At 57.8% G+C, this 18,514-nt stretch carries 16 protein-coding genes, 1 tRNA gene and 1 pseudogene; 10 read left to right on the plus strand and 8 right to left on the minus strand.

Annotation, left to right across the window (positions count from 1 at the left end):
* Positions 1–33: 33 nt before the first annotated feature.
* The 4 genes from DDF78_RS05210 to DDF78_RS05225 form a co-directional block, all read right to left on the minus strand.
* Positions 34–1,221, minus strand: a complete 1,188-nt coding sequence (locus DDF78_RS05210; protein ID WP_152580807.1) for a PDDEXK nuclease domain-containing protein — start codon at positions 1,219–1,221, stop codon at positions 34–36.
* A gap of 185 nt (positions 1,222–1,406) precedes the next feature.
* Positions 1,407–1,479 (minus strand) — tRNA-Arg (locus DDF78_RS05215).
* Between the two features lie 390 nt (positions 1,480–1,869).
* Positions 1,870–3,483 carry an ABC transporter permease gene (locus tag DDF78_RS05220; protein WP_152580806.1) on the minus strand — a complete coding sequence of 538 codons (1,614 nt, stop codon included), beginning with the start codon at positions 3,481–3,483 and terminating at the stop codon, positions 1,870–1,872.
* Positions 3,484–3,496: 13 nt separating this feature from the next.
* Positions 3,497–4,378, minus strand: coding sequence for an ABC transporter ATP-binding protein (locus DDF78_RS05225; protein ID WP_152580805.1), 882 nt, complete (start codon positions 4,376–4,378; stop codon positions 3,497–3,499).
* A gap of 287 nt (positions 4,379–4,665) precedes the next feature.
* On the opposite strand from DDF78_RS05225, the gene DDF78_RS05230 reads away from it, so the two are divergent.
* The 3 genes from DDF78_RS05230 (at position 4,666) to DDF78_RS05240 (ending at position 6,866) form a co-directional block, all read left to right on the plus strand.
* A complete protein-coding gene (locus DDF78_RS05230; RefSeq protein WP_162000719.1) occupies positions 4,666–5,364 on the plus strand; it encodes a TetR/AcrR family transcriptional regulator in 699 nt (232 codons plus the stop codon).
* Positions 5,365–5,545: 181 nt separating this feature from the next.
* Complete coding sequence (locus DDF78_RS05235) at positions 5,546–5,731, plus strand: hypothetical protein (RefSeq protein ID WP_152580803.1); 186 nt, start codon at positions 5,546–5,548, stop codon at positions 5,729–5,731.
* Positions 5,732–5,828: 97 nt separating this feature from the next.
* On the plus strand, positions 5,829–6,866 hold the full coding sequence (locus tag DDF78_RS05240; protein WP_152580802.1) for an endonuclease/exonuclease/phosphatase family protein: 1,038 nt from the start codon (positions 5,829–5,831) through the stop codon (positions 6,864–6,866).
* Between the two features lie 212 nt (positions 6,867–7,078).
* Here the strand turns inward: DDF78_RS05240 and xseB are convergent, their stop codons facing one another.
* Together xseB and xseA are read right to left on the minus strand one after the other, a co-directional pair.
* Positions 7,079–7,417: an exodeoxyribonuclease VII small subunit gene (gene xseB, locus DDF78_RS05245; RefSeq protein ID WP_237564685.1), complete on the minus strand. Its 339-nt coding sequence runs from the start codon at positions 7,415–7,417 to the stop codon at positions 7,079–7,081.
* A gap of 51 nt (positions 7,418–7,468) precedes the next feature.
* Positions 7,469–8,749 (minus strand): exodeoxyribonuclease VII large subunit, encoded by a 1,281-nt coding sequence (gene xseA / locus DDF78_RS05250; RefSeq protein WP_237564568.1) that lies wholly within the window; start codon positions 8,747–8,749, stop codon positions 7,469–7,471.
* 372 nt (positions 8,750–9,121) lie between these two features.
* Here xseA and nrdD point away from each other — a divergent pair, with 372 nt between their 5' ends.
* From nrdD to DDF78_RS05265, 3 genes are all read left to right on the plus strand, one after another.
* Positions 9,122–11,521 (plus strand): anaerobic ribonucleoside-triphosphate reductase, encoded by a 2,400-nt coding sequence (nrdD, locus tag DDF78_RS05255; protein WP_152580799.1) that lies wholly within the window; start codon positions 9,122–9,124, stop codon positions 11,519–11,521.
* A 222-nt stretch (positions 11,522–11,743) separates the two neighbouring features.
* Positions 11,744–12,448: an anaerobic ribonucleoside-triphosphate reductase activating protein gene (nrdG, locus tag DDF78_RS05260; protein ID WP_152580798.1), complete on the plus strand. Its 705-nt coding sequence runs from the start codon at positions 11,744–11,746 to the stop codon at positions 12,446–12,448.
* 88 nt (positions 12,449–12,536) lie between these two features.
* Positions 12,537–12,734, plus strand: coding sequence for a hypothetical protein (locus DDF78_RS05265; protein ID WP_152580797.1), 198 nt, complete (start codon positions 12,537–12,539; stop codon positions 12,732–12,734).
* Positions 12,735–12,818: 84 nt separating this feature from the next.
* Here the strand turns inward: DDF78_RS05265 and DDF78_RS11715 are convergent, their stop codons facing one another.
* Together DDF78_RS11715 and abiEi are read right to left on the minus strand one after the other, a co-directional pair.
* Positions 12,819–12,956 carry a hypothetical protein gene (locus DDF78_RS11715; protein ID WP_154677513.1) on the minus strand — a complete coding sequence of 46 codons (138 nt, stop codon included), beginning with the start codon at positions 12,954–12,956 and terminating at the stop codon, positions 12,819–12,821.
* Positions 12,949–13,488: a type IV toxin-antitoxin system AbiEi family antitoxin gene (gene abiEi / locus DDF78_RS05270; protein WP_152580796.1), complete on the minus strand. Its 540-nt coding sequence runs from the start codon at positions 13,486–13,488 to the stop codon at positions 12,949–12,951. The genes DDF78_RS11715 and abiEi overlap by 8 nt, the downstream gene beginning before the upstream one ends.
* A 123-nt stretch (positions 13,489–13,611) precedes the next feature.
* Between abiEi and DDF78_RS05275 the strand changes: the two genes are divergently transcribed.
* The 4 genes and pseudogenes from DDF78_RS05275 to DDF78_RS12415 form a co-directional block, all read left to right on the plus strand.
* Positions 13,612–14,124 carry a hypothetical protein gene (locus DDF78_RS05275; RefSeq protein ID WP_152580795.1) on the plus strand — a complete coding sequence of 171 codons (513 nt, stop codon included), beginning with the start codon at positions 13,612–13,614 and terminating at the stop codon, positions 14,122–14,124.
* Complete coding sequence (locus tag DDF78_RS05280; protein ID WP_152580794.1) at positions 14,124–14,576, plus strand: nucleotidyl transferase AbiEii/AbiGii toxin family protein; 453 nt, start codon at positions 14,124–14,126, stop codon at positions 14,574–14,576. The genes DDF78_RS05275 and DDF78_RS05280 overlap by 1 nt, the downstream gene beginning before the upstream one ends.
* Before the next feature lie 15 nt (positions 14,577–14,591).
* Positions 14,592–14,978 carry a nucleotidyl transferase AbiEii/AbiGii toxin family protein gene (locus tag DDF78_RS05285; RefSeq protein WP_152580793.1) on the plus strand — a complete coding sequence of 129 codons (387 nt, stop codon included), beginning with the start codon at positions 14,592–14,594 and terminating at the stop codon, positions 14,976–14,978.
* 223 nt (positions 14,979–15,201) lie between these two features.
* Positions 15,202–18,390: pseudogene (locus DDF78_RS12415) on the plus strand (acyl-CoA dehydratase activase-related protein); the annotation flags it as partial.
* Between the last annotated feature and the right edge of the window lie 124 nt (positions 18,391–18,514).

Genomic DNA, 18,514 nt, shown 5'->3' on the forward strand with positions numbered 1-18,514 from the left:
AATCGTCTTCGCCCAGAAGCTTGGATTAGGTTTTCAGTGCGGTTTCTCATGAGTGCGCACTGTGTAATCATCGGAGTCCTTGGCTGCCGCTGTAGTGATTTGTCGACGCGCGATTCGTTCCTGTGCCTCGCGGTAGATTTCTCTGATCTTGTTTTCCAGGTCGGCTTTTGGCGGGAGAGCTGTCCAATATTCTGCGACAACGATGCCGTCCTTGTGCATCTCTAGAAGTTCGATCTGCTCGCGATTCGCTTCTGTGCATAGAATCAGACCAATCGGCGGCTCCTCGCCGGATTCACGCTCATTTTTGTCGAGCCACTTCAAATAGAAGTCCATTTGACCCTTGTAACTCGGCTTGAATTTCCCGATTTTCAATTCCACGGCAATCAGTCGTTTCAACGGGCGTGAGTAGAAGAGCAGATCGAGGTAGTAGTCATCACCGTCAAAGGTCATTCGTTTCTGTCGAGCCACAAATGTCCAACCACGCCCAGCTTCCAGCAGCACGGGTTCAAGTGCTCGAACGATTGCCTCTTCAAGATCCCGTTCAAGATAGGTGTCTTTGAGTCCGAGCATGTCCAGCAGCATCGGATCGCGGAACGTATCCAGAGGCACGTCCGACCCATCGGGAATCTGCGCGTCAGCTATCTTCCGACGTTCAAAAGCCTTACGGCTGATAGCATGACGTAGCTCGCGAACGCTGAGCTTGCGTTCAATGGTTTCCCGCTCATAAAAATTTCTTGCCTCGTCATCCGAAATTGGAAGTAATTCACGGAAGTGGGTCCAACTGATTTGTTGCGCCAGTGACGCAACAAATCGGGAATCTGGATAAACTTGGGAAAACCGAACCATTCTGTACAAATTTGTTCGGTCGAAGCCACGTCCAAATTTTGATGTCAATTGTTGCGCCAGTGACGCAACAAGTTCTGTAGCATGCTCTGCCCGACTCTCGTTAAGCACCTCGACATCAATCATTCGTCCGATGTGCCAATTCATCAAGGTGAGGGCAGCATTGGCTTGCCTGGCCACGATTGATTGAGTCTGTTCAATCAAGGACGATACGCGATCGACCAGGGCACCGTCTCTAAGAGGAACCTTCAAACCCGATATCTCTATTGACTGTAATTTCGTATCAACACTCGATGAGGGAACTGCGTGTTTTCGACTTTCTTTGCTGTTCGACAAGACACCTGCCGTATGCCGATTCTTGCTCTTTGAGTCATTCATCTCTATTCACTCCTCTTCATTGAAGTCGTATCCTTCTGGATAGAGATTTAGCCCGCTTCTAGCAGATGTTGAGACGAGCCAAACGATTGAGTAGAAGATTACCAGCAGGGGTGCGACGCCAATCCGTCTTTGCCGGATATACGAAACCCTTACATAGTTGTGGGCTGTAAGGGTTTGAAACTTTGTGCCCGAGAACGGATTCGAACCGTCGACACCCGCTTTAGGAGAGCGGTGCTCTATCCACTGAGCTACCCGGGCAACGAGCATCCATTGTACACGGAATTGCGACGGCTGAGACGGCCGGGCATCTGGGTTGCTGGATAATATGGGTGTATCTGCGTTAGGTGAGGCGTTAAATCTATGGGGCCTCAAGTAACTTCTCCCGAAAATGGCGGTTTCCGACTGCTCTATACTCGGCTCATCAGGAAATAGCGCCTCACATAACGTGGATAGACCTCCGCGAGGGTGGATTAACGCCTCACATAACGCCGATAGCGGCGTGCAACGGGAAATTGCATGCGCCACAATGCAAAAACGCAAAATATAACAACGAATGCGGCCGCACATGGCACCGCGAGTTCAGCTAGTTGTGGCGTGCTGGGTCACATCTGAACCCAGCACGCCACAACGCACGATGCCTTCAGAATGCTAGGCTCCTTCGCGCATGTCGCGACGCGAGTAGCTCCACGCGCCAACTACGGTCATGACGATCACGGCCGCCGTGACTGCGAGGAACGGCGCGGGCTTGAAGGAGTCCACGGGCATGCGTGGCATCCAGTTCAAGGGCGAGGTCTTTGTCACCCACTTCGGCAGATCAGGCATGTTGCCGAAATAACTCAGCAGAATCGCGTACGTGAGATACCCGTATGCCACCTTGCCGAGCTGCGGGGCGAGGCCGAGCAGCAGCGCCGCGAGCGAGACGAAAATCAGCATCACCGGAAGCTGGTTGAATCCTGCCGCGAGAAAATCGCCTATGCCGATCGACATATGCCCGGACGTGGAGGAAATGGCCGTAGCGCCGAGCGACTCGGCGGTGAGCAGCGTGCCCAGCACGGCGCAGATGAAGGCCAGTGCGATATTCGTCCAGAACAGTCGGCTGCGCGTGACCTGTGTGGACATGACTTGGCTCAAGTGCAGCCGCGTCTCCTCGGCGTAGAGCTTGTTGACGATGACGATTGGCAGTATGGCGGCCAAGCCGCTGAGCACAATGAGAATCGTGCTCGTGAAGGATGCCTCAAGCGACGTTCCCGAATCCACGAACATCATTTTCATGAGCTGGTTGCTGTCCAGAAACGTACGCATATCGCCGTAAATCGAGCCGTATACAGCGCCCAGGCAGGCGAAGGCCACCAGCCAGGCGATGATGATGCCACGATTGAGCCGCAGCAGCATCCCATGCACCGACAACAGCCCTCGCCGCGCATGCGAGCGACCGAGCCGTTCGGGGATATAACTCGCCGTCATATCGCGGCCGTTTTCCAGCAGCGCGGCGACGGCGAATAGCACTACGGAATACCCTAGCGCGATCAAGAGCACCCACCACCGGTTCTGCGTCATAGGGTAGGCGAGGTAGGTCGACCCCAGCGGATTGACAAGGGAAAGCGTCTCGTTGTGCCCATCGCTTGCGGCCCTGAGAATATACAGCACGCCGAGCACGCCAAGCGACGCGCCGCTCGCGCCCGAGGCGGTCGGCATGATCTGCGCGAATACCAATACGATCGCAGCGCCGAGTATTCCTGCGATGCTGAGCGAGAACCCGAAAAGCATGCTGCTTGCAAAGCTAATTGAGGCTTCGCGGAAGCTCGCCATGACTACGCCGGTGAACGCTCCGAGCACGATATTGATGCCGATGGTTTCGATGACGACCGCTAGCGAGCTCGCCTGTCGGCCCACGGGGAAGGCACGAATCATCTCGCTCAGGCCGAGATCCTCCTCATGCCGGGTGTGGCCCACGACGTGCAGAATGGAGACGACCATAGCCATGATGCTGCAGAACAGCAGCATCTCCTGGGCGTACATCGCGCCGACCGTGTAATCGGCGGCGTTCGTGATGGGCGTGGGGCCGACCAGCGCGATCATCGCCGGATTGCCCATGGTGATGAACATGCCGACATGGCCGTTGCCTTGCGCGACCTTCTCGAAGGCCTGCACATAGACGCTGCAGAACAGGCCGAGGCCCAGCACCCAGACGAGGATCTTCTTCCAGTCGCGGCGCAGGTACTGCACGAGCAAAGTCGCGCATGATTCGAATTGCTGTTTCATCGTGAACCTCCTTTCAGGCCGCGTAGTGGCGCATGAAGAGGTCTTCGAGCGTGGGCGGCACTGCCTCGAACTTCGTGATGCCGAGTTTGGTGGCATGCCGGAGCACATCATTGGTGGCGGCATTGTCGAGCGAGAACGTGGCTGATACGCCCTTGCGCACGAAATCGTGCACGCCTTCGAGATGCTCCAGCGTCCCAAGGTCGCCGACTGCCGAGATGGTCACCGTGGATCTGGTCAGGTGGCGCAGCTGGTCGAGCGTGCCGCTGTCGACGATGACGCCCTTGCTGATGATGACGACCCTATCGGCCAGGCGTTCGACCTCGCTCAGGATGTGCGAGGAGAGCAGCACAGACTTGCCTTGCGCCTTGATGGACGCGATTTCCTCCTGGAACACCGATTCCATCAGCGGATCGAGGCCCGAAGTTGGCTCGTCGAGAATATAGAGGTCGGAATCCACGGACAGCGCCGCTATCAGTCCGACCTTCTGCCGATTGCCCTTCGAATAGCCTTTGGCCTTCTTGCGCGGGTCGAGTTCGAAACGCTCGGTAAGCTCATTGCGCCGGGCCGCGCTGCCGCCGCCGTGCAGCTTCATGAACAGGTCGATGATCTCGCCGCCCGACAGGTTGCCCCACAGCGACACGTCGCCGGGTACGTAGGAAAGCCGACGGTGGATTTCCTGCGAATGGCTCCACACGTCCTTGCCGAAAATCGTCGCGCTGCCGCCGTCGCGCCGCAGAATGCCGAGCAGCGTGCGGATGGTGGTCGACTTGCCCGCGCCGTTCGGCCCGATGAAGCCGACGACTTCGCCTTCGCCGACATTGAATGACACACCGTCCAGCGCGTGGACGCTGCCGAATGATTTGCGCAGCTGCTCTATTGCAATGACACTGCCCATAAGGAACTCCTTTTATCAGGCCATTGCTGGCTGTCCGTCGTCGGTACATAGAATATACCAACGAATACAGAATATTATAGACTTATTTTCATAGAAAGTATAAAACTATGCGATTCTTGGGAGCGTTGCAGATTTGCGAGGGTTGCTTCGCGTTAAATCTCCTCGCCGCGAACGTGTCGCAACAGCCGTTATAGACTGTAAACACTAGGGTCTGCCTCGTATGCGCGATGTGCATGGCAACACGCATGACATCGCGTATGGGCAGAGCCGAAACAGAAGGGATCGATATGAATGGCTTCGAGCGCCGCACCTTGGCCAAAAAGGAGCAGGTGCTCGACGCCGCATTCGACCTCATGAACGCTGACTCGAGCGAAAGCGCGGAGACCTTAAGCATCGCGGAGGTCGCGGCACGCTCTCACGTTTCGCGAGCTACCATATTCAACTATTTCGGCTCCAAGCAAGGGCTGATTTCGGCGGTGTTTGACCGTTTCCTTAGTCAGCTCGGTGAAGAGGCGGAGCAGATCATCACGCAGGATATGCCGTTCGTGCAGCTGATGAGGGCGTTGACCCGTTGCGAGCTGGATCATCTGCACAGCGTGAGCCCTCAGTTTTATGACAATCTCATGCGTTGGTACGCCGAGGATGAAGGGCCGGGCATGCAGGAGTTGCGGGCGAGATACACCAAGGAATCCTTCGACGTCATGCTTGCCATGTTTGCCAAGGGGCGCAAGGAAGGCAGCATCGACCTGAAATATTCCGACGAATTCCTGCTGCTCTACCTGCGCATGATGAGCCAGGGCGCGTTGGATCCGAGCGTCAGGGACGCGATTGTTCCTTACAGCGAGCAGTTTGTGGAGATGTTTATCAAAGGTGTGGCGCCTTCGCCGTGTTCCGCCACTGATGACGGTCATTCACAATCAGACAGCGGCAGTGCCGTCGATGATTCTGTCTCTGTTTCTGCTGCTGACTCTGACTCTGCTTCCTAGATTCTTCGAGATGTGTTGGCGGATACTCTAAGTTGCGGCATTCCTCGATTGCCTTGATGCGACGTTGACGCGAGTTCCGTTTCGCAGAGGAGAGGTATGATGAGGTCAATAACACGGCGGCAGCAAACCAACGATGGAGTAGTGCTACGGCAGTGCAGCACCGCGCGGCAAGGAGGCAGGCATGGGGTGGCTGATAGGTCTCGGAGTGGCTGTGGCGATCGGCGTGAGCGGGTTCCTCGGCGTCCAGAGCGGCTTGGACCGCAAGGCGAAGAAAATGGCGAAGGGCAGTGACGAGGATCGCCAGCTCGCAGCCGAGCTGCGCGATGTATCGCGCAAAATCGATCAGGGTAAGTACCTCTACCCCTGAGTTGGCTGCGCTGGTTGCCGCAGTTGGGATTTCGCCCGGGGCTTGTGCATTCACAGCTTGCTGGATTAGTGTGTGAACGTTCATAAGGGAGGAATTCATGGCCGCAGCCGCTTCGCAACCGTACGTCCATAAGGGTCGGCATCGGATTCTTGGTGCCTTCGCGGGGCTTTTCGCGTTCGTCGCGCTGCTCGGCGCCATCGCGCGGATGCTGCCGGAAAGTTTGCAATCATTGCCGTACGTGCCTGTAGTGGTGTCGGTTACGCCGTGGTTCACGCTACTGGCAGCGCTGGCGTTGATGCTGGCGCTCGTCGCGAGGTGCTGGGGCGTAGCTCTGCTGGCGCTGGTGCTCATCGGCGTGCAGATATGGTGGCAGACTCCTTTCTTCCGGCCCGGAGAAGGCCTGCCCGCTGGGGCCAATAATGCCGTGTCCTCGGTAAGGCCCAACACGGACGACGCCTATGCGCGCGTGATGACGATGAATGTATATAAAGGACATGCCGATGCGCGAACCATCGTCAATCTCGTGCGCGACCAGCATATCGAAGTGCTTGCTTTGCAGGAGACGACCGACGCGTTCATCGCAGCATTGAAGGCAGCCGGACTCGGCGATTATCTGCCATATTCGCAGGTTTCCTCCTCCGACGGCGTCTACGGCAACGGCTTATGGTCGGCCTCGCCCCTAGGCAATCCGGTGGATGACGAGGTCGATTCGAGCGCGTCCTTCATGCCGGGCGGAACGGTGCAGTTCAACGGCTCCAAGACGGCAATACGCTTCGTGAGCGTGCACACGACCTCGCCGAAACCGGGAATGTGGGAGCAGTGGCGACGCTCGCAGGACGAGCTGGGCATGATGCGCACCAGAACCGATGCGCACTATGTATTCATGGGCGATTTCAACGCGACCACCGACCACACGGCTTTCAGAAACTTCCTCGGCACCCGCTTCCGCGACGCCGCGCAGGAGGCCGGACACGGTTTCACCTTCACCTGGCCGCAGAACCGGCCGCACATCCCAGCCTTCGCTGGCATCGACCACGTGGTGCTCGACCAAGGCATAACCGCCGGTCAGGTCACCGTCGCACACGTCCCGGGTTCAGACCACGCCGCGCTCCTAGCCACGATTGCGGTTCGGTGAGCCATTAAGCTTGCGAGGGGTACTCAATCCAAATTGGACTGGGCCGAGCCGTTAAGCGGACAGGCCTGTGGCTTGTCCGTAGCCGAGGTGGGCAGGCGTTTGAGCCTGCGAATGGTACTCAATCCAAATTGGACTGGGCCGAACCGTTAAGCGGAGAACCCTGTGGGTTCTCCGTAGGTGAGGTGAGCAGGCGCTAAGCCTGCGAATGGTACTCAGTCCAAGTTGGACTGAGTACCAGCCATCTCCGCCGAGGACTCCTGCTCGGCTTGGGCGGCGCCCAACTTTGCGCGGACTTCGCCCAGCAGTGACTGGGCGCGCTTGGCGAGCGCTTCGCCCAGCTCCCATTGGCGCATTGACTGATCGAGGTTGAGGCCGCCGGCTTCCAGCGCCTGCACGGCCTGAATCAGTTGGTCGCGTGCCTCCTCGTAGGGCATGGCGGCGATGGCGTCGCGTTCCTTGTCGCTCAGGCTTGAGGCCGGAGCGGTTGGGGTGGAGGTTTCTTCGTCCGTGTTCTTGGTGTTGTCGTTGCTGGCTGCTGCTGTGCTCATCATTGCTCCTTGATTGCTTATATGTTTTGGTATGTCTGATATTCGTGTCGAAATCTATTTCGATTTGCTTTGCTGCTGATCTCCGACCGCAGTGGCCTGACTCACCACGACGCCATGCTTGAGCGTAAGCGTCAGCTCGTCGCCGATGTGCACATCCCGCGCATCGTCGACCACGCGCCCGTCTTCGCCCTGCACCACGGCATACCCGCGATTCAGCGTAGATTGCGGGCTGAGCGCAGTCAGACTGGCGTGCAGCTTTTCGACGGTCAGGCTGGCGTCGTCGACGATGCGCGTGAGCCCACGCTCCATGCGCTGCCGAGCGTCGTCAAGGAAGCGCTGGTGTGGTTCGAGCATGGTGAGCGGATGGGTCAGACTCGGTCGGTTCGCATAGCCGTCGATGAGACGGATTTCGTTGTCGACGCGCGCACTGACCCGCATATGCATCTGCATGCGGGCGGACTCGATGAGCTGCCATTGCTCGCGCACATCAGGCACCACGCGCTTGGCCGCGTCGGTCGGCGTCGACGCGCGCAAATCGGACGCCAAGTCAATCAGCGTCCAATCGTCTTCGTGGCCGACGGCGGAGACCAGCGGAGTCTGACACGCTGCAGCAGCACGTACTACGCCCTCATCGGAGAAGCCGATGAGATCCTCGAAACTGCCGCCGCCTCGGGCGACGATAATCACGTCAACCTGCGGGTCCTGATCAAGCATTTGGATTGCATTGATTACGTCACTCGGGCACTGTGCCCCCTGCACGTGCGCATGCACGATCTTGAACTGTACTATGGGCCAGCGCAGATTCACGTTCGTGATCACATCGCCTTCGGCTCGCGCCTGCGGGGCGCATATCAGCCCGATACACGCTGGAAACTCCGGCAGCGGCACCTTATTCTCGGCGTCGAACAGGCCTTCGCCCTTGAGCTTTTTGCGCAGCTCATCAATCTGGGCCTTCAAGTCACCCGTGCCGACGCGGCGGATATCATCAGCCACGAAACTCAGGCGAGTGGCTTTCATCCAGATGTCTGGCTTACCGTGGATTACCACACGATCGCCCTGATGAAATTCGCGTGCCTTGGACACGAAGGTCCTGAATCCCATAACCGGCAGGGATATCTCCTCGAAGTTGTCGCGCAGGGTGATATAGCCGGAAGTGGGCCGACGCATGTTGATCTCGACAATCTGCCCCTCTACCCAAGCCTCGGGCCAGCGGGCCACGGAATCGTGGAACTTCTGGCTGAGTATATTGACCGGCCACGGGTTTTCGGCGGTCGTGTCGCGAGCCAGCCGCGGCAATTGGTCGGGGGATTTCGGGCCTTCGCCTGCGGGAGGCATGCCTTGCTGCGGCGCGGCGGAGCGCGTCAGTGAACCATAGCCGTATGCAGAACTCATGCCCTCTACAGTCCTATAGAGAACGGACATCGCGGCACGCAGGGGTATGGTTCGCTGTCGCCGAACGCGGGTATATTGACCGACGTGCCGAGGAGCGGGCAGTGGGCTGGCAGGCAGTATTCGCGACACGCTGGCGACGCGCCGACGCGCCAAACCACAATGATGTAATTTGGCGCAATAAAGCCAAAAAGCACTATATGTAGGTAGATAACATCGCAGATTTACTAGATGTTGTGGTGCATGCTTGCTATAGTGTAATTACTTACATAAATGTAGTTTTGCGCGGCCCAAGGTGGGCTACGGGGAGGAATTCAGATGGGAACGCAGGTTCTGGACGCTGTCGGCACACTCAGCACACAAGGTGCAATCGCCACCGTGCTCGTGGAGAAGCGCGATGGGCGCGTTGTCGAATTCGATCCGATCAACATCATCGGCGCGGTCAAATCCGCTTTTTCGGACTTGGACAAGGAAGTCGGTCCTGAGGAGGATCAGCTCATCCGTGACCTCGCCAATCAGGTCGAGGGAGAGATCCAAGGCCGCTACAATGGCCCGGCCAAAATCGAAGACATCCAGAACTTGGTCGAGCACGGCCTCATCGAAGACCATCTGTACGACGTGGCGCGCACCTACACGAGCTATCGCCTGAACAAGGATATCGAGCGTGCCAAGGCCACCGACATCAACGAGGCGGTCAGCCGGCTGGTGAACCGCGACGAATCGCTGGTGCGTGAGAACGCGAACAAGGATTCGAACGTCTACGCCACTCAGCGTGATCTGCTGGCCGGTGCGGTCTCCAAGGCCTCGGCGTTCTCGATGCTGCCCGACGCGGTTTCGAACGCCCATATGAAGGGCGACATCCACTTCCATGACGCTGACTATTCGCCGTTCACCTCGATGAACAACTGCTCGCTGCCCGACTTCGGCGACATGCTGGCGCACGGTTTCGCGCTGGGCAACGCCATGATGGACTCGCCCAAGTCCATCGGCACCGCCTCGACGCAGATTACGCAGATCATCAAGGACATCGCCGGGGCACAGTACGGCGGCCAGACCGTCAACCGCGCCGACGAGATGCTTGAGCCCTACGCCCGCAAGGATTACGACAAGAATCTCAAAGCTGCGCACGCGATGATTCCGGATATCATGCCGGTTGAGGCGGTCCGTGCCCAGATTGCGGGATTGAAGGCCCAGGAGCCCGACAACCTGCATTTCGAGAACCGCGAGCCGCTGCCGGCTGACGTTCCCTTCGACACGAATGCCGACGAACTTGAGCAGCTGCGCGAGGTCTACGCGAAGATCATGACCCGCAAGGCCATCTACGACGCCATGCAGACCATGGAATACCAGATCAACTCCAACCGTGTCTCGAACGGCCAGACCCCCTTCGTCACCGTTGGTTTCGGACTGGGCACCACATGGTTCGCCCGCGAAATCCAGCGCGCGATGCTGCTTAACCGCATCCGAGGCCTGGGCAAGGACCGCCACACCGCGATCTTCCCCAAGCTCGTGTTCACCATCAAGCACGGCATCAACGCCGGCAAAGGCGACCCGAACTACGACATGAAGCAGCTTGCATTGGAGTGCTCCACCAAGCGCATGTACCCCGATGTGGTCTTCTACGAGAACATCGTCAAAATCACCGGCTCCTTCAAGGCGCCGATGGGCTGCCGCTCCTTCCTGCAAGGCTGGATCAACCCCAAGACCGGCGAGGACGAAGAGGACGGGCGCATGAACCTCGGCGTCGTCACCGTGAATGTGCCGCGCATCGCGCTGGAATCGCACGGCGACAAGGACCGCTTCTGGAAGCTCTTCGCCGAGCGCATGGAAATCGCCCACCAGGCGCTGCAATTCCGCATCATGCGCTGCAAGCAGGCCACGCCGGTCAACGCGCCGACTCTGTTCCGCTACGGCGCCTTCGGTCGCCTCGGCGCGAACGACAATGTCGACCAGCTCTTCAACAACAGCCGCTCCACGGTGTCGCTGGGCTACATCGGCCTGTACGAAGCGACCTCCGTGTTCTACGGCAAAGACTGGATGCGCGACCACGGCTGGGACCCCCAGGGCAAGGAATTCGCCCTGTCCATCGTCAAGCGCATGACCCAGCTGTGCAAGCAGTGGGAGGCCGAAGAGGGATACCACTACTCGGTGTACTCCACCCCGGCCGAATCGCTGACCGACCGCTTCAACCGTATGGACCGTGAAAAGTTCGGCAAGGTCGAAGGCGTCACTGATCACGACTTCTATACCAACTCTTTCCATTACCCGGTATGGCTCTCGCCCACCCCGATGGAAAAGCTCGACTACGAGAAGGACTTCCCGTACTACGCAGCCGGTGGCTTCATCAACTACTGCGAATTCCCCTGCCTGCAAGCCAACCCCAAGGCGCTGGAAGCGGTATGGGACTACGCCTACAACATCGGCATCGGATACCTGGGCACCAATACCCCGATCGACCACTGCTTCGAATGCGGCTTCGAAGGCGACTTCGAGCCAACCGAAGAAGGCTTCAAATGCCCCGAATGCGGCAACGCCGACCCGGACAAGTGCAACGTCACCAAGCGCACCTGCGGCTACCTCGGCAATCCGGTTCAGCGGCCTATGGTGCACGGGCGTCACGAGGAGATCGCGCATCGCGTTAAGCATATGTCGGGCGAGACGGGGCATGTGACGTTGAAGGATGGCGAGGAGCGCGAATGGTTCGAAGAAGCTAAATAGTTATTGGACTCCCGCTGTTGAGATCTAGGGCTATGTTCCCTGACACGCTCCAAGGCCGCTCGGCCGGTCATACGGTCAGGGAACATAGCCCTAGATCTCAACAGCTAGCAACGTGCAATAACACTGAAAAAGAGCGGATGAGTTTCAGCTCTCTTATGTGAGGCAGTTTTCGTGGTGCTTATGCGCTTTGCCTTGTGTTTGTGGGTGTAAAAGGAGATCAGCATGGTTGCACAGGGTGCTTTGCATGATTTTGCTCGGACTGATCCGAATCGCGGGCCGTCCGTGCCTACGGCGTTGAGCAATAATCCTCGGGCGGGGCAGTGGCGTAGCGACCGGATGAGCCATAATATGGTCGCTGATTATAAGCGTTTTCTGATGACCGATGGCGAGGGGATTCGTTGCTCGCTGTATGTTTCTGGGTGCCCATTTCATTGCGTGGAATGCTATAACTCGTCCATCTGGGATTTCCGGGCGGGCATTGAATACACGGTTGAACTTGAGGACAAGATTGTCGAGGATATCGGACAAAACTTCGTGCAGGGTATCACGTTCCTCGGCGGCGAGCCGCTGCTTAACACGGGCATTCTCATACCGCTGGCCAAACGGCTGCGCAAAGAATTCGGCCACGACAAAGACATTTGGTGCTGGACAGGGTACACATGGGAGGAGCTGATGCGGCCGGGGGAGAGCGAGGACAAGCTCGAACTGCTGCATCTGGTTGATATCTTGGTCGACGGACGCTATATCAAGACACTGCACGACTCATTGCTGCAATTTAGAGGTTCCAGCAACCAGCGCATTATTGATGTTTCGCAGTCCTTCGCGCAAGGCAAACCAGTGATCTGGGCCAAGCTGCACGACCAGGAGCGTTTCATCCCCGAAGTCTACGGCAAGGACCGCGTCAGCGGCGAGGGCGACGCCAGCTGATTTGGTAATACAAGGTGTTCTATGGCAGTCTTAATTGGCATAGAAGGTTGTGGTTTTCCTCCCAATGGTGGAGGGAAGGATAACGAAAATGGCTAGGCTTACTCCGCAAGAAGAACGGTTTTACGACGATTTAGACAAAAAAGTTGAAACAGGAGAATATCATCCCCGTGGACGTGTCACGCACAATTCGGACGCCGGTGCACGATTCCTTATGGAGGCAACGGGCGCGGAAAATGTCGAAGATGCGCAGCGCATAGCGTTGGGCCGTCCACGTCTTGATGCATGACATGGTGAATCACCGGTTGTGAAATTCCGGCTTCCGGAATCCCTAAAGGAAGGAATGATGCGTCAGGCGAAAAGGTCTGGGATGTCAGTGTCGGAAGTTTAGCGGATAGCTGGCGAGCATTATCTCAACGAGCTTCAATCCGCCTGAGTTAGCCATGTTGGCGAGATTCTGCTCGGCTGCTAGTTGTTGTGCGTATTCGCTGATTGATTCGATATCATGCATGGGCTGCTAGCTCCTCGTAATCGACAAGATTAAGGTTTCGTCTGGTCGCTTTGAGATTTTGGTAGGCGAGTTGTTTTGTCGCCATAGGAACGCCCCTGCCTGTGACGTGGGTGAGGCCCGGAAGAATCTGCGCGGGACTGAGTTTCGTATGCGTGAGCTCGGCTACGCCGTAAGGTGTGTGATACTCGCCGGATTTTCCGGTCGTCGCATACGTGCGGCGGTCGATAAGATTCTGGCTGATAACGCCGAATTCGCTCAGAGCGCTTTCGTAGCTTTCATATGTGATTTCGCCGCGTCGCAGATTTCGGGCGATGAGGTCGAGGGTGTTCCCGTCAGCGTGTCGGCTGAGCGCATACACATAGACGCCGTGCGCTGCGCGTTCGAGGATACCGGCCTGCACGAGACGGCTGATCGTGGCATCAAAGGTGTGCTGCGGCTCCTGAATGATCTTCCGCAGGTCGCGTTTGAGATACACGTATCTTCCCGTGTTGTCCCATTGGTTGAGCAGCTTGAGCGCCTGCGTTGTCTTCATGACTATAAGTGTACACTATTACTATATTTATATAGTATTTCCGTATACCTAATATACAATAATGTTTCATATGCTAAAATGGTTTTATTGCTTGATATTACAAGGAAACTGAGGTCGTGAACCGTGAGACTTACCAAGTTCGAGAAGCGTATTGCCCCCATCGCCAAGCGGTGGCATGGGGTCATCCCCACATGGGAACTTGCCGAGCATGGTATCGACGGCGGGCAGTTCAGGAACTGGGCGAATCACAATCCCGATGTCGACCATGATTCCTACGGCATGTATACATGGTGGGACACGCCGGGCGAACAATGGGATTACACGCATATCGCCCGGGCGCTGGCCGCAGCGGGACCGGGCGCTGCGCTGTGGGGGCCGACCGTCGTTGATCTCATGAATTTGGGAACATGGCAGTCGCAGACTCTGTATATTGCCGTAGCGGGAAGAAGAAAATCGGAGAACGGTATCGTTTACGTGCATGACACGGGTTTTCCCAGAATCAAACTGCTTGGTATGCCTGCCCAGAATCCTGCTGCCGCACTCGAATCCTCTCAGCCCTATTTAGACTGGGACAAGTGGGAGGAGGCGGTGGATGCTGCTAGAGAACGTGGAATCCTTGAGAAGGAGCCGGTCTGATGAGACTCGATTCTGACGGACGACCGTCGTCTCGCAAGAATCTTATGAAGCTCATGCAGAGACATCAACAAGGGATGAGCCAACGGCAAAAGACCGTCTACATGCAAACTATCCGCAATGCAGTGTTCATGCAGTTTATGTCAGGTGATGATTTCATCAAGGGCGGTGCAGGCATACAGATTCGATATCCACTCGAAGAAGCCCGTATGTCAAAAGATGTGGACGCTACGTTCAACGACAGCGAGGATGCTTTCGAACTCAGATTAGCCAAACGACTCAAAGAGGGGTGGGAAGGATTCACTGGGGAGATTATTTCCAAGGAGCATGGGCCTAGGACGTTGATGCCTGAAGGCTCTCGGATGACTCCCATGCGGGTGAAATTGTACTATCGAGAACAGCCATTCGCCAGCATCGACCTAGAGATAGTGCCCGATTTGAGTGGTTGCGCCTAGGCAGCTGAAGAGCGAATGGATTCTGGACTGAAGATGATGCTTTCTGATCTCGGCTTTCAACATATTGCCAAGCCACGGGTCATGAATGCGACGTCTCAGGTGGCGGAAAAACTTCATGCGATAAGTCGGCCGGGCAGGATCCGAGGGCGTGACCTCGCAGATATCGCGGTGATTGCTGAGCATGAAGCCATCGATTACGAAGAGTTGCGTCAAGTGGCGAGACGCATTGAGAACGTGCAAGGGCAGCATCTGATACATATGCTCGTTGAAGATGAGCGCGAATCATATCGTGAATCCTTCGAATATACGGACACGCGGAAAACATTTGATGAATGCTGGACGATTACGCAGAGGCTGCTCGAACAGGTCGATGAGCGGCAGAAGGACAAATGGCTGTTATAAAAGACGAGCGGGTGCTTCGAATGGCTGGTGCGTTTCGTGATGCTTCGTCTGCGAGTTGTCTGCGAAACCCGCATATGCGTGACCTACGTGTGGACGAATCGCTTGGCGGGAACACGCCCTAGGGCTGACTGGGAGACGGACTAAGGTGTGGAACTAGAGATCGGGGCGGAGGGCGAAGTGGTGCCGTCAAGTCCCTGAACGTTCCGAGGTATTGGAGATGCATATGGCGGATGCGACGAACGTGACAGCGACGCGCAGGCGGGCAGCGAAACCGCTGCGAGTCGGCTTGGATATCGGGTCGACAACCGTCAAGGCCGTCGTGCTCGATGACAGCGACAGTTTAAGCGATGTGTTGTTCTCCGATTATCGCCGCCATCATGCCAATGTTCGCGCCACTGTTGCGGGCCTGCTGCAGGACATTCGTGCCGAACTCGAGCGCCGCGGCCGGGGCGACGACCTGATTCGCCTGGCGATCACTGGTTCGGGCGGGCTGGGTCTTGCCGACCATATGCATGTGTCCTTCGTACAGGAGGTCATCGCGGAAACGCGGGCCATCGATCAGGAGTATCCGCAGGCTGATGTCATCATCGAGCTGGGCGGCGAGGACGCGAAAATCACGTACCTGAAGCCTACGCCAGAGCAGCGCATGAACGGCTCGTGCGCAGGCGGCACGGGTGCATTCATCGACCAGATGTCGACGCTGCTTGACACTGACGCCTCAGGTCTGAACGAGTTGGCCAAGCAGTACCAGACCTTGTATCCTATTGCCTCACGCTGCGGCGTCTTCGCCAAATCCGATTTGCAGCCGCTCATCAACGACGGTGCAGCGAAGCCTGATCTGGCGGCGTCGATTTTCACCGCTGTAGCGACCCAGACCATCGCCGGGTTGGCTGCAGGGCGCCCGATTCACGGCACCGTAGTATTTCTGGGCGGCCCGCTGTTCTTCATGTCCGAGCTGCGCGAAGCCTTCGGACGTGCGCTTGAGGGCAAGGTCAGCGAATTCGTCACGCCGACCGACGCACACTTGTATGTCGCCTTCGGAGCGGCGCTGCTCGCCGGCGAGGACGATCAGCTCGACCCAAGCCAGCATTTCGAACCGCGAAGCTGCGTCGAAATACTCGACCAACTGGCGGCCCTTGAGAACTTGCCGAGCGATACGCCCACGATGCCGCCGCTCTTCGGCACCGAAGCGGATCGCGAGGATTTCAACGCCCGCCACCATCGCGAGCATGTGCATATCGGCACGCTCGAAGGTGCGCAAGGCCCGCATTTCCTTGGCATTGACGCCGGATCGACCACCATCAAGGCCACGCTGGTCAACGACGACCGCGAAATCGTATGGTCCTCGTATGCGACGAATGACGGCAGCCCGCTGACCGCCGCCGTCGAGATCGTCAAAAAGATTCAGGCCGAGCTGCCTGATAGCGCTTATATCGCCCGCAGCTGCGCCACTGGCTACGGCGAAGGGCTCATCACCACTGGTCTGCATCTGGACGAGGGCGTGGTCGAAACGATGGCGCACTATCGCGGCGCGGAAATGGTGAGTCCGGGCGTCACCGCCGTCATCGACATCGGCGGCCAGGATATGAAATATTTGGCCATCACCGACGGCGTAGTGGATTCCATCGCCGTCAACGAGGCATGCTCCTCCGGCTGTGGCTCGTTCCTGCAGACCTTCGCGCAGTCGATGGGATTGAGCATCGAAGACTTCACGCAGGCCGCACTGCATTCCGACCATCCGGTCGACTTGGGCTCGCGCTGCACGGTATTCATGAACTCCTCCGTCAAGCAGGCGCAGAAGGAAGGCGCGTCGATGGAGAACATCGCCGCCGGACTGTGCTACTCTGTCGTGCGCAACGCGCTGTACAAGGTCATCAAGCTGCGCGACTCCGGCGAACTGGGCGACACCATCGTGGTGCAGGGCGGCACATTCCTGAACGACGCGGTGCTGCGCGCCTTCGAAATGCTCACCGAACGCGAGGTGACCCGGCCGAATATCGCAGGGCTGATGGGTGCGTACGGCGCCGCGCTGACCGCGCGCATGCACTATGTTGATGCGGCCGATGATGATGTCGTTGCACACACAACTCGCCCCGAGCACACGCTTTCATCCATCCTCTCCGGCGAGGCGCTCGACAAGCTGTCGATGACCTCCGAACGCGACGTGTGCAAGCTGTGCCAGAACCGCTGCAAGCTCACGATTACGACCTTCCAGGACGGCTCGCGCTACGTGACCGGCAACCGCTGCGAGCGCGGCGGCGACGCCAAGAAGCAGCGCTCCGACCGGCCGAACTTATATGACTACAAATACAAGCGCTGCTTCGCCTACCGTCGACTCACCGACAAGAAGGCCTATCGCGGCTCCATCGGTATCCCGCGCGTGCTGAACATGTACGAGAACTATCCCTTCTGGTTCACGCTGCTCACTTCGCTCGGCTTCAAAGTCATGATTTCGGGCCGTTCGACCCATGAACTGTTCGAAAGCGGCATCGAATCGATCGCCTCCGAGAACATCTGCTACCCGGCCAAGCTGGTGCACGGGCATATCAAGTGGTTGCTGGGCAAGCACGTCGACACGATTTTCTACCCCTGCGTCTCCTACGAGGAGGAGCTGGTCGAGAACGCCGACAACCATTACAACTGCCCGATCGTGGCCAATTATCCGGTTGTGATCGAGGCGAATATGCCCGAATTGCGCGACTCCGGCGTGCGCTACATGCGCCCTTACTTCAACCTCGCCAACCACGAGCTTATGGTCGATCGCATTCTCGAGGAATTCGCCTGGGCCGATGTCAGCCGCGAGGAAGTCGAGCAGGCCGTCACGTCGGCCTACGCGGAGGACAAGATATTCAAGAATGACGTGCAGACCGAGGGTCTGCGCGCGCTGGCGTATATGAAGGAGCATGACTGCCGGGGCATCGTGCTTGCCGGCCGGCCGTACCACATCGACCCGGAGATCAACCACGGCATCCCCGAAACCATCTGCGCACTAGGCATGGTGGTGCTCTCCGAGGACTCCGTCTGCGAGCTGCACCCGGGCGACGACCTGCGATTGAGCGAGTATTTGAGCGAAGGCGAGGACGACCCGCGCAAGAAGGACGCCGCAGGATTCATCCACTCCGGCGATCGCAAGGTCACCGCGATGCCGCTGCGCGTCACCAACCAGTGGGCCTACCACTCGCGACTGTACTCGGCGGCCAATTTCGTCGCCTCCTATCCGGGGCTTGAGCTGGTGCAGCTCAACTCCTTCGGCTGCGGCATCGACGCCATCACCACCGATCAGGTCAGCGAAATACTTGCTGACAAATCCGACGTGTACACGCAGCTCAAAATCGACGAGGTCAGCAATCTGGGCGCGGCGAAGATCCGCTTGCGCTCGCTCAAGGCCGCCGTCGAAGAGCGCGAGGCGAACAAGACGCATCTCACGCTGCCCGGCAAGCGTGATGAGGCGGCGCTGACCGCCTTGAACGACGACATCGCCCAGGCGCAGGCCAAGGTCAATCAGGCGCAGCAGCAGTTAGAGGCCGCGAAGTCCG

The organism is Bifidobacterium tibiigranuli (assembly GCF_009371885.1).
Taxonomy (GTDB): domain Bacteria; phylum Actinomycetota; class Actinomycetes; order Actinomycetales; family Bifidobacteriaceae; genus Bifidobacterium; species Bifidobacterium tibiigranuli.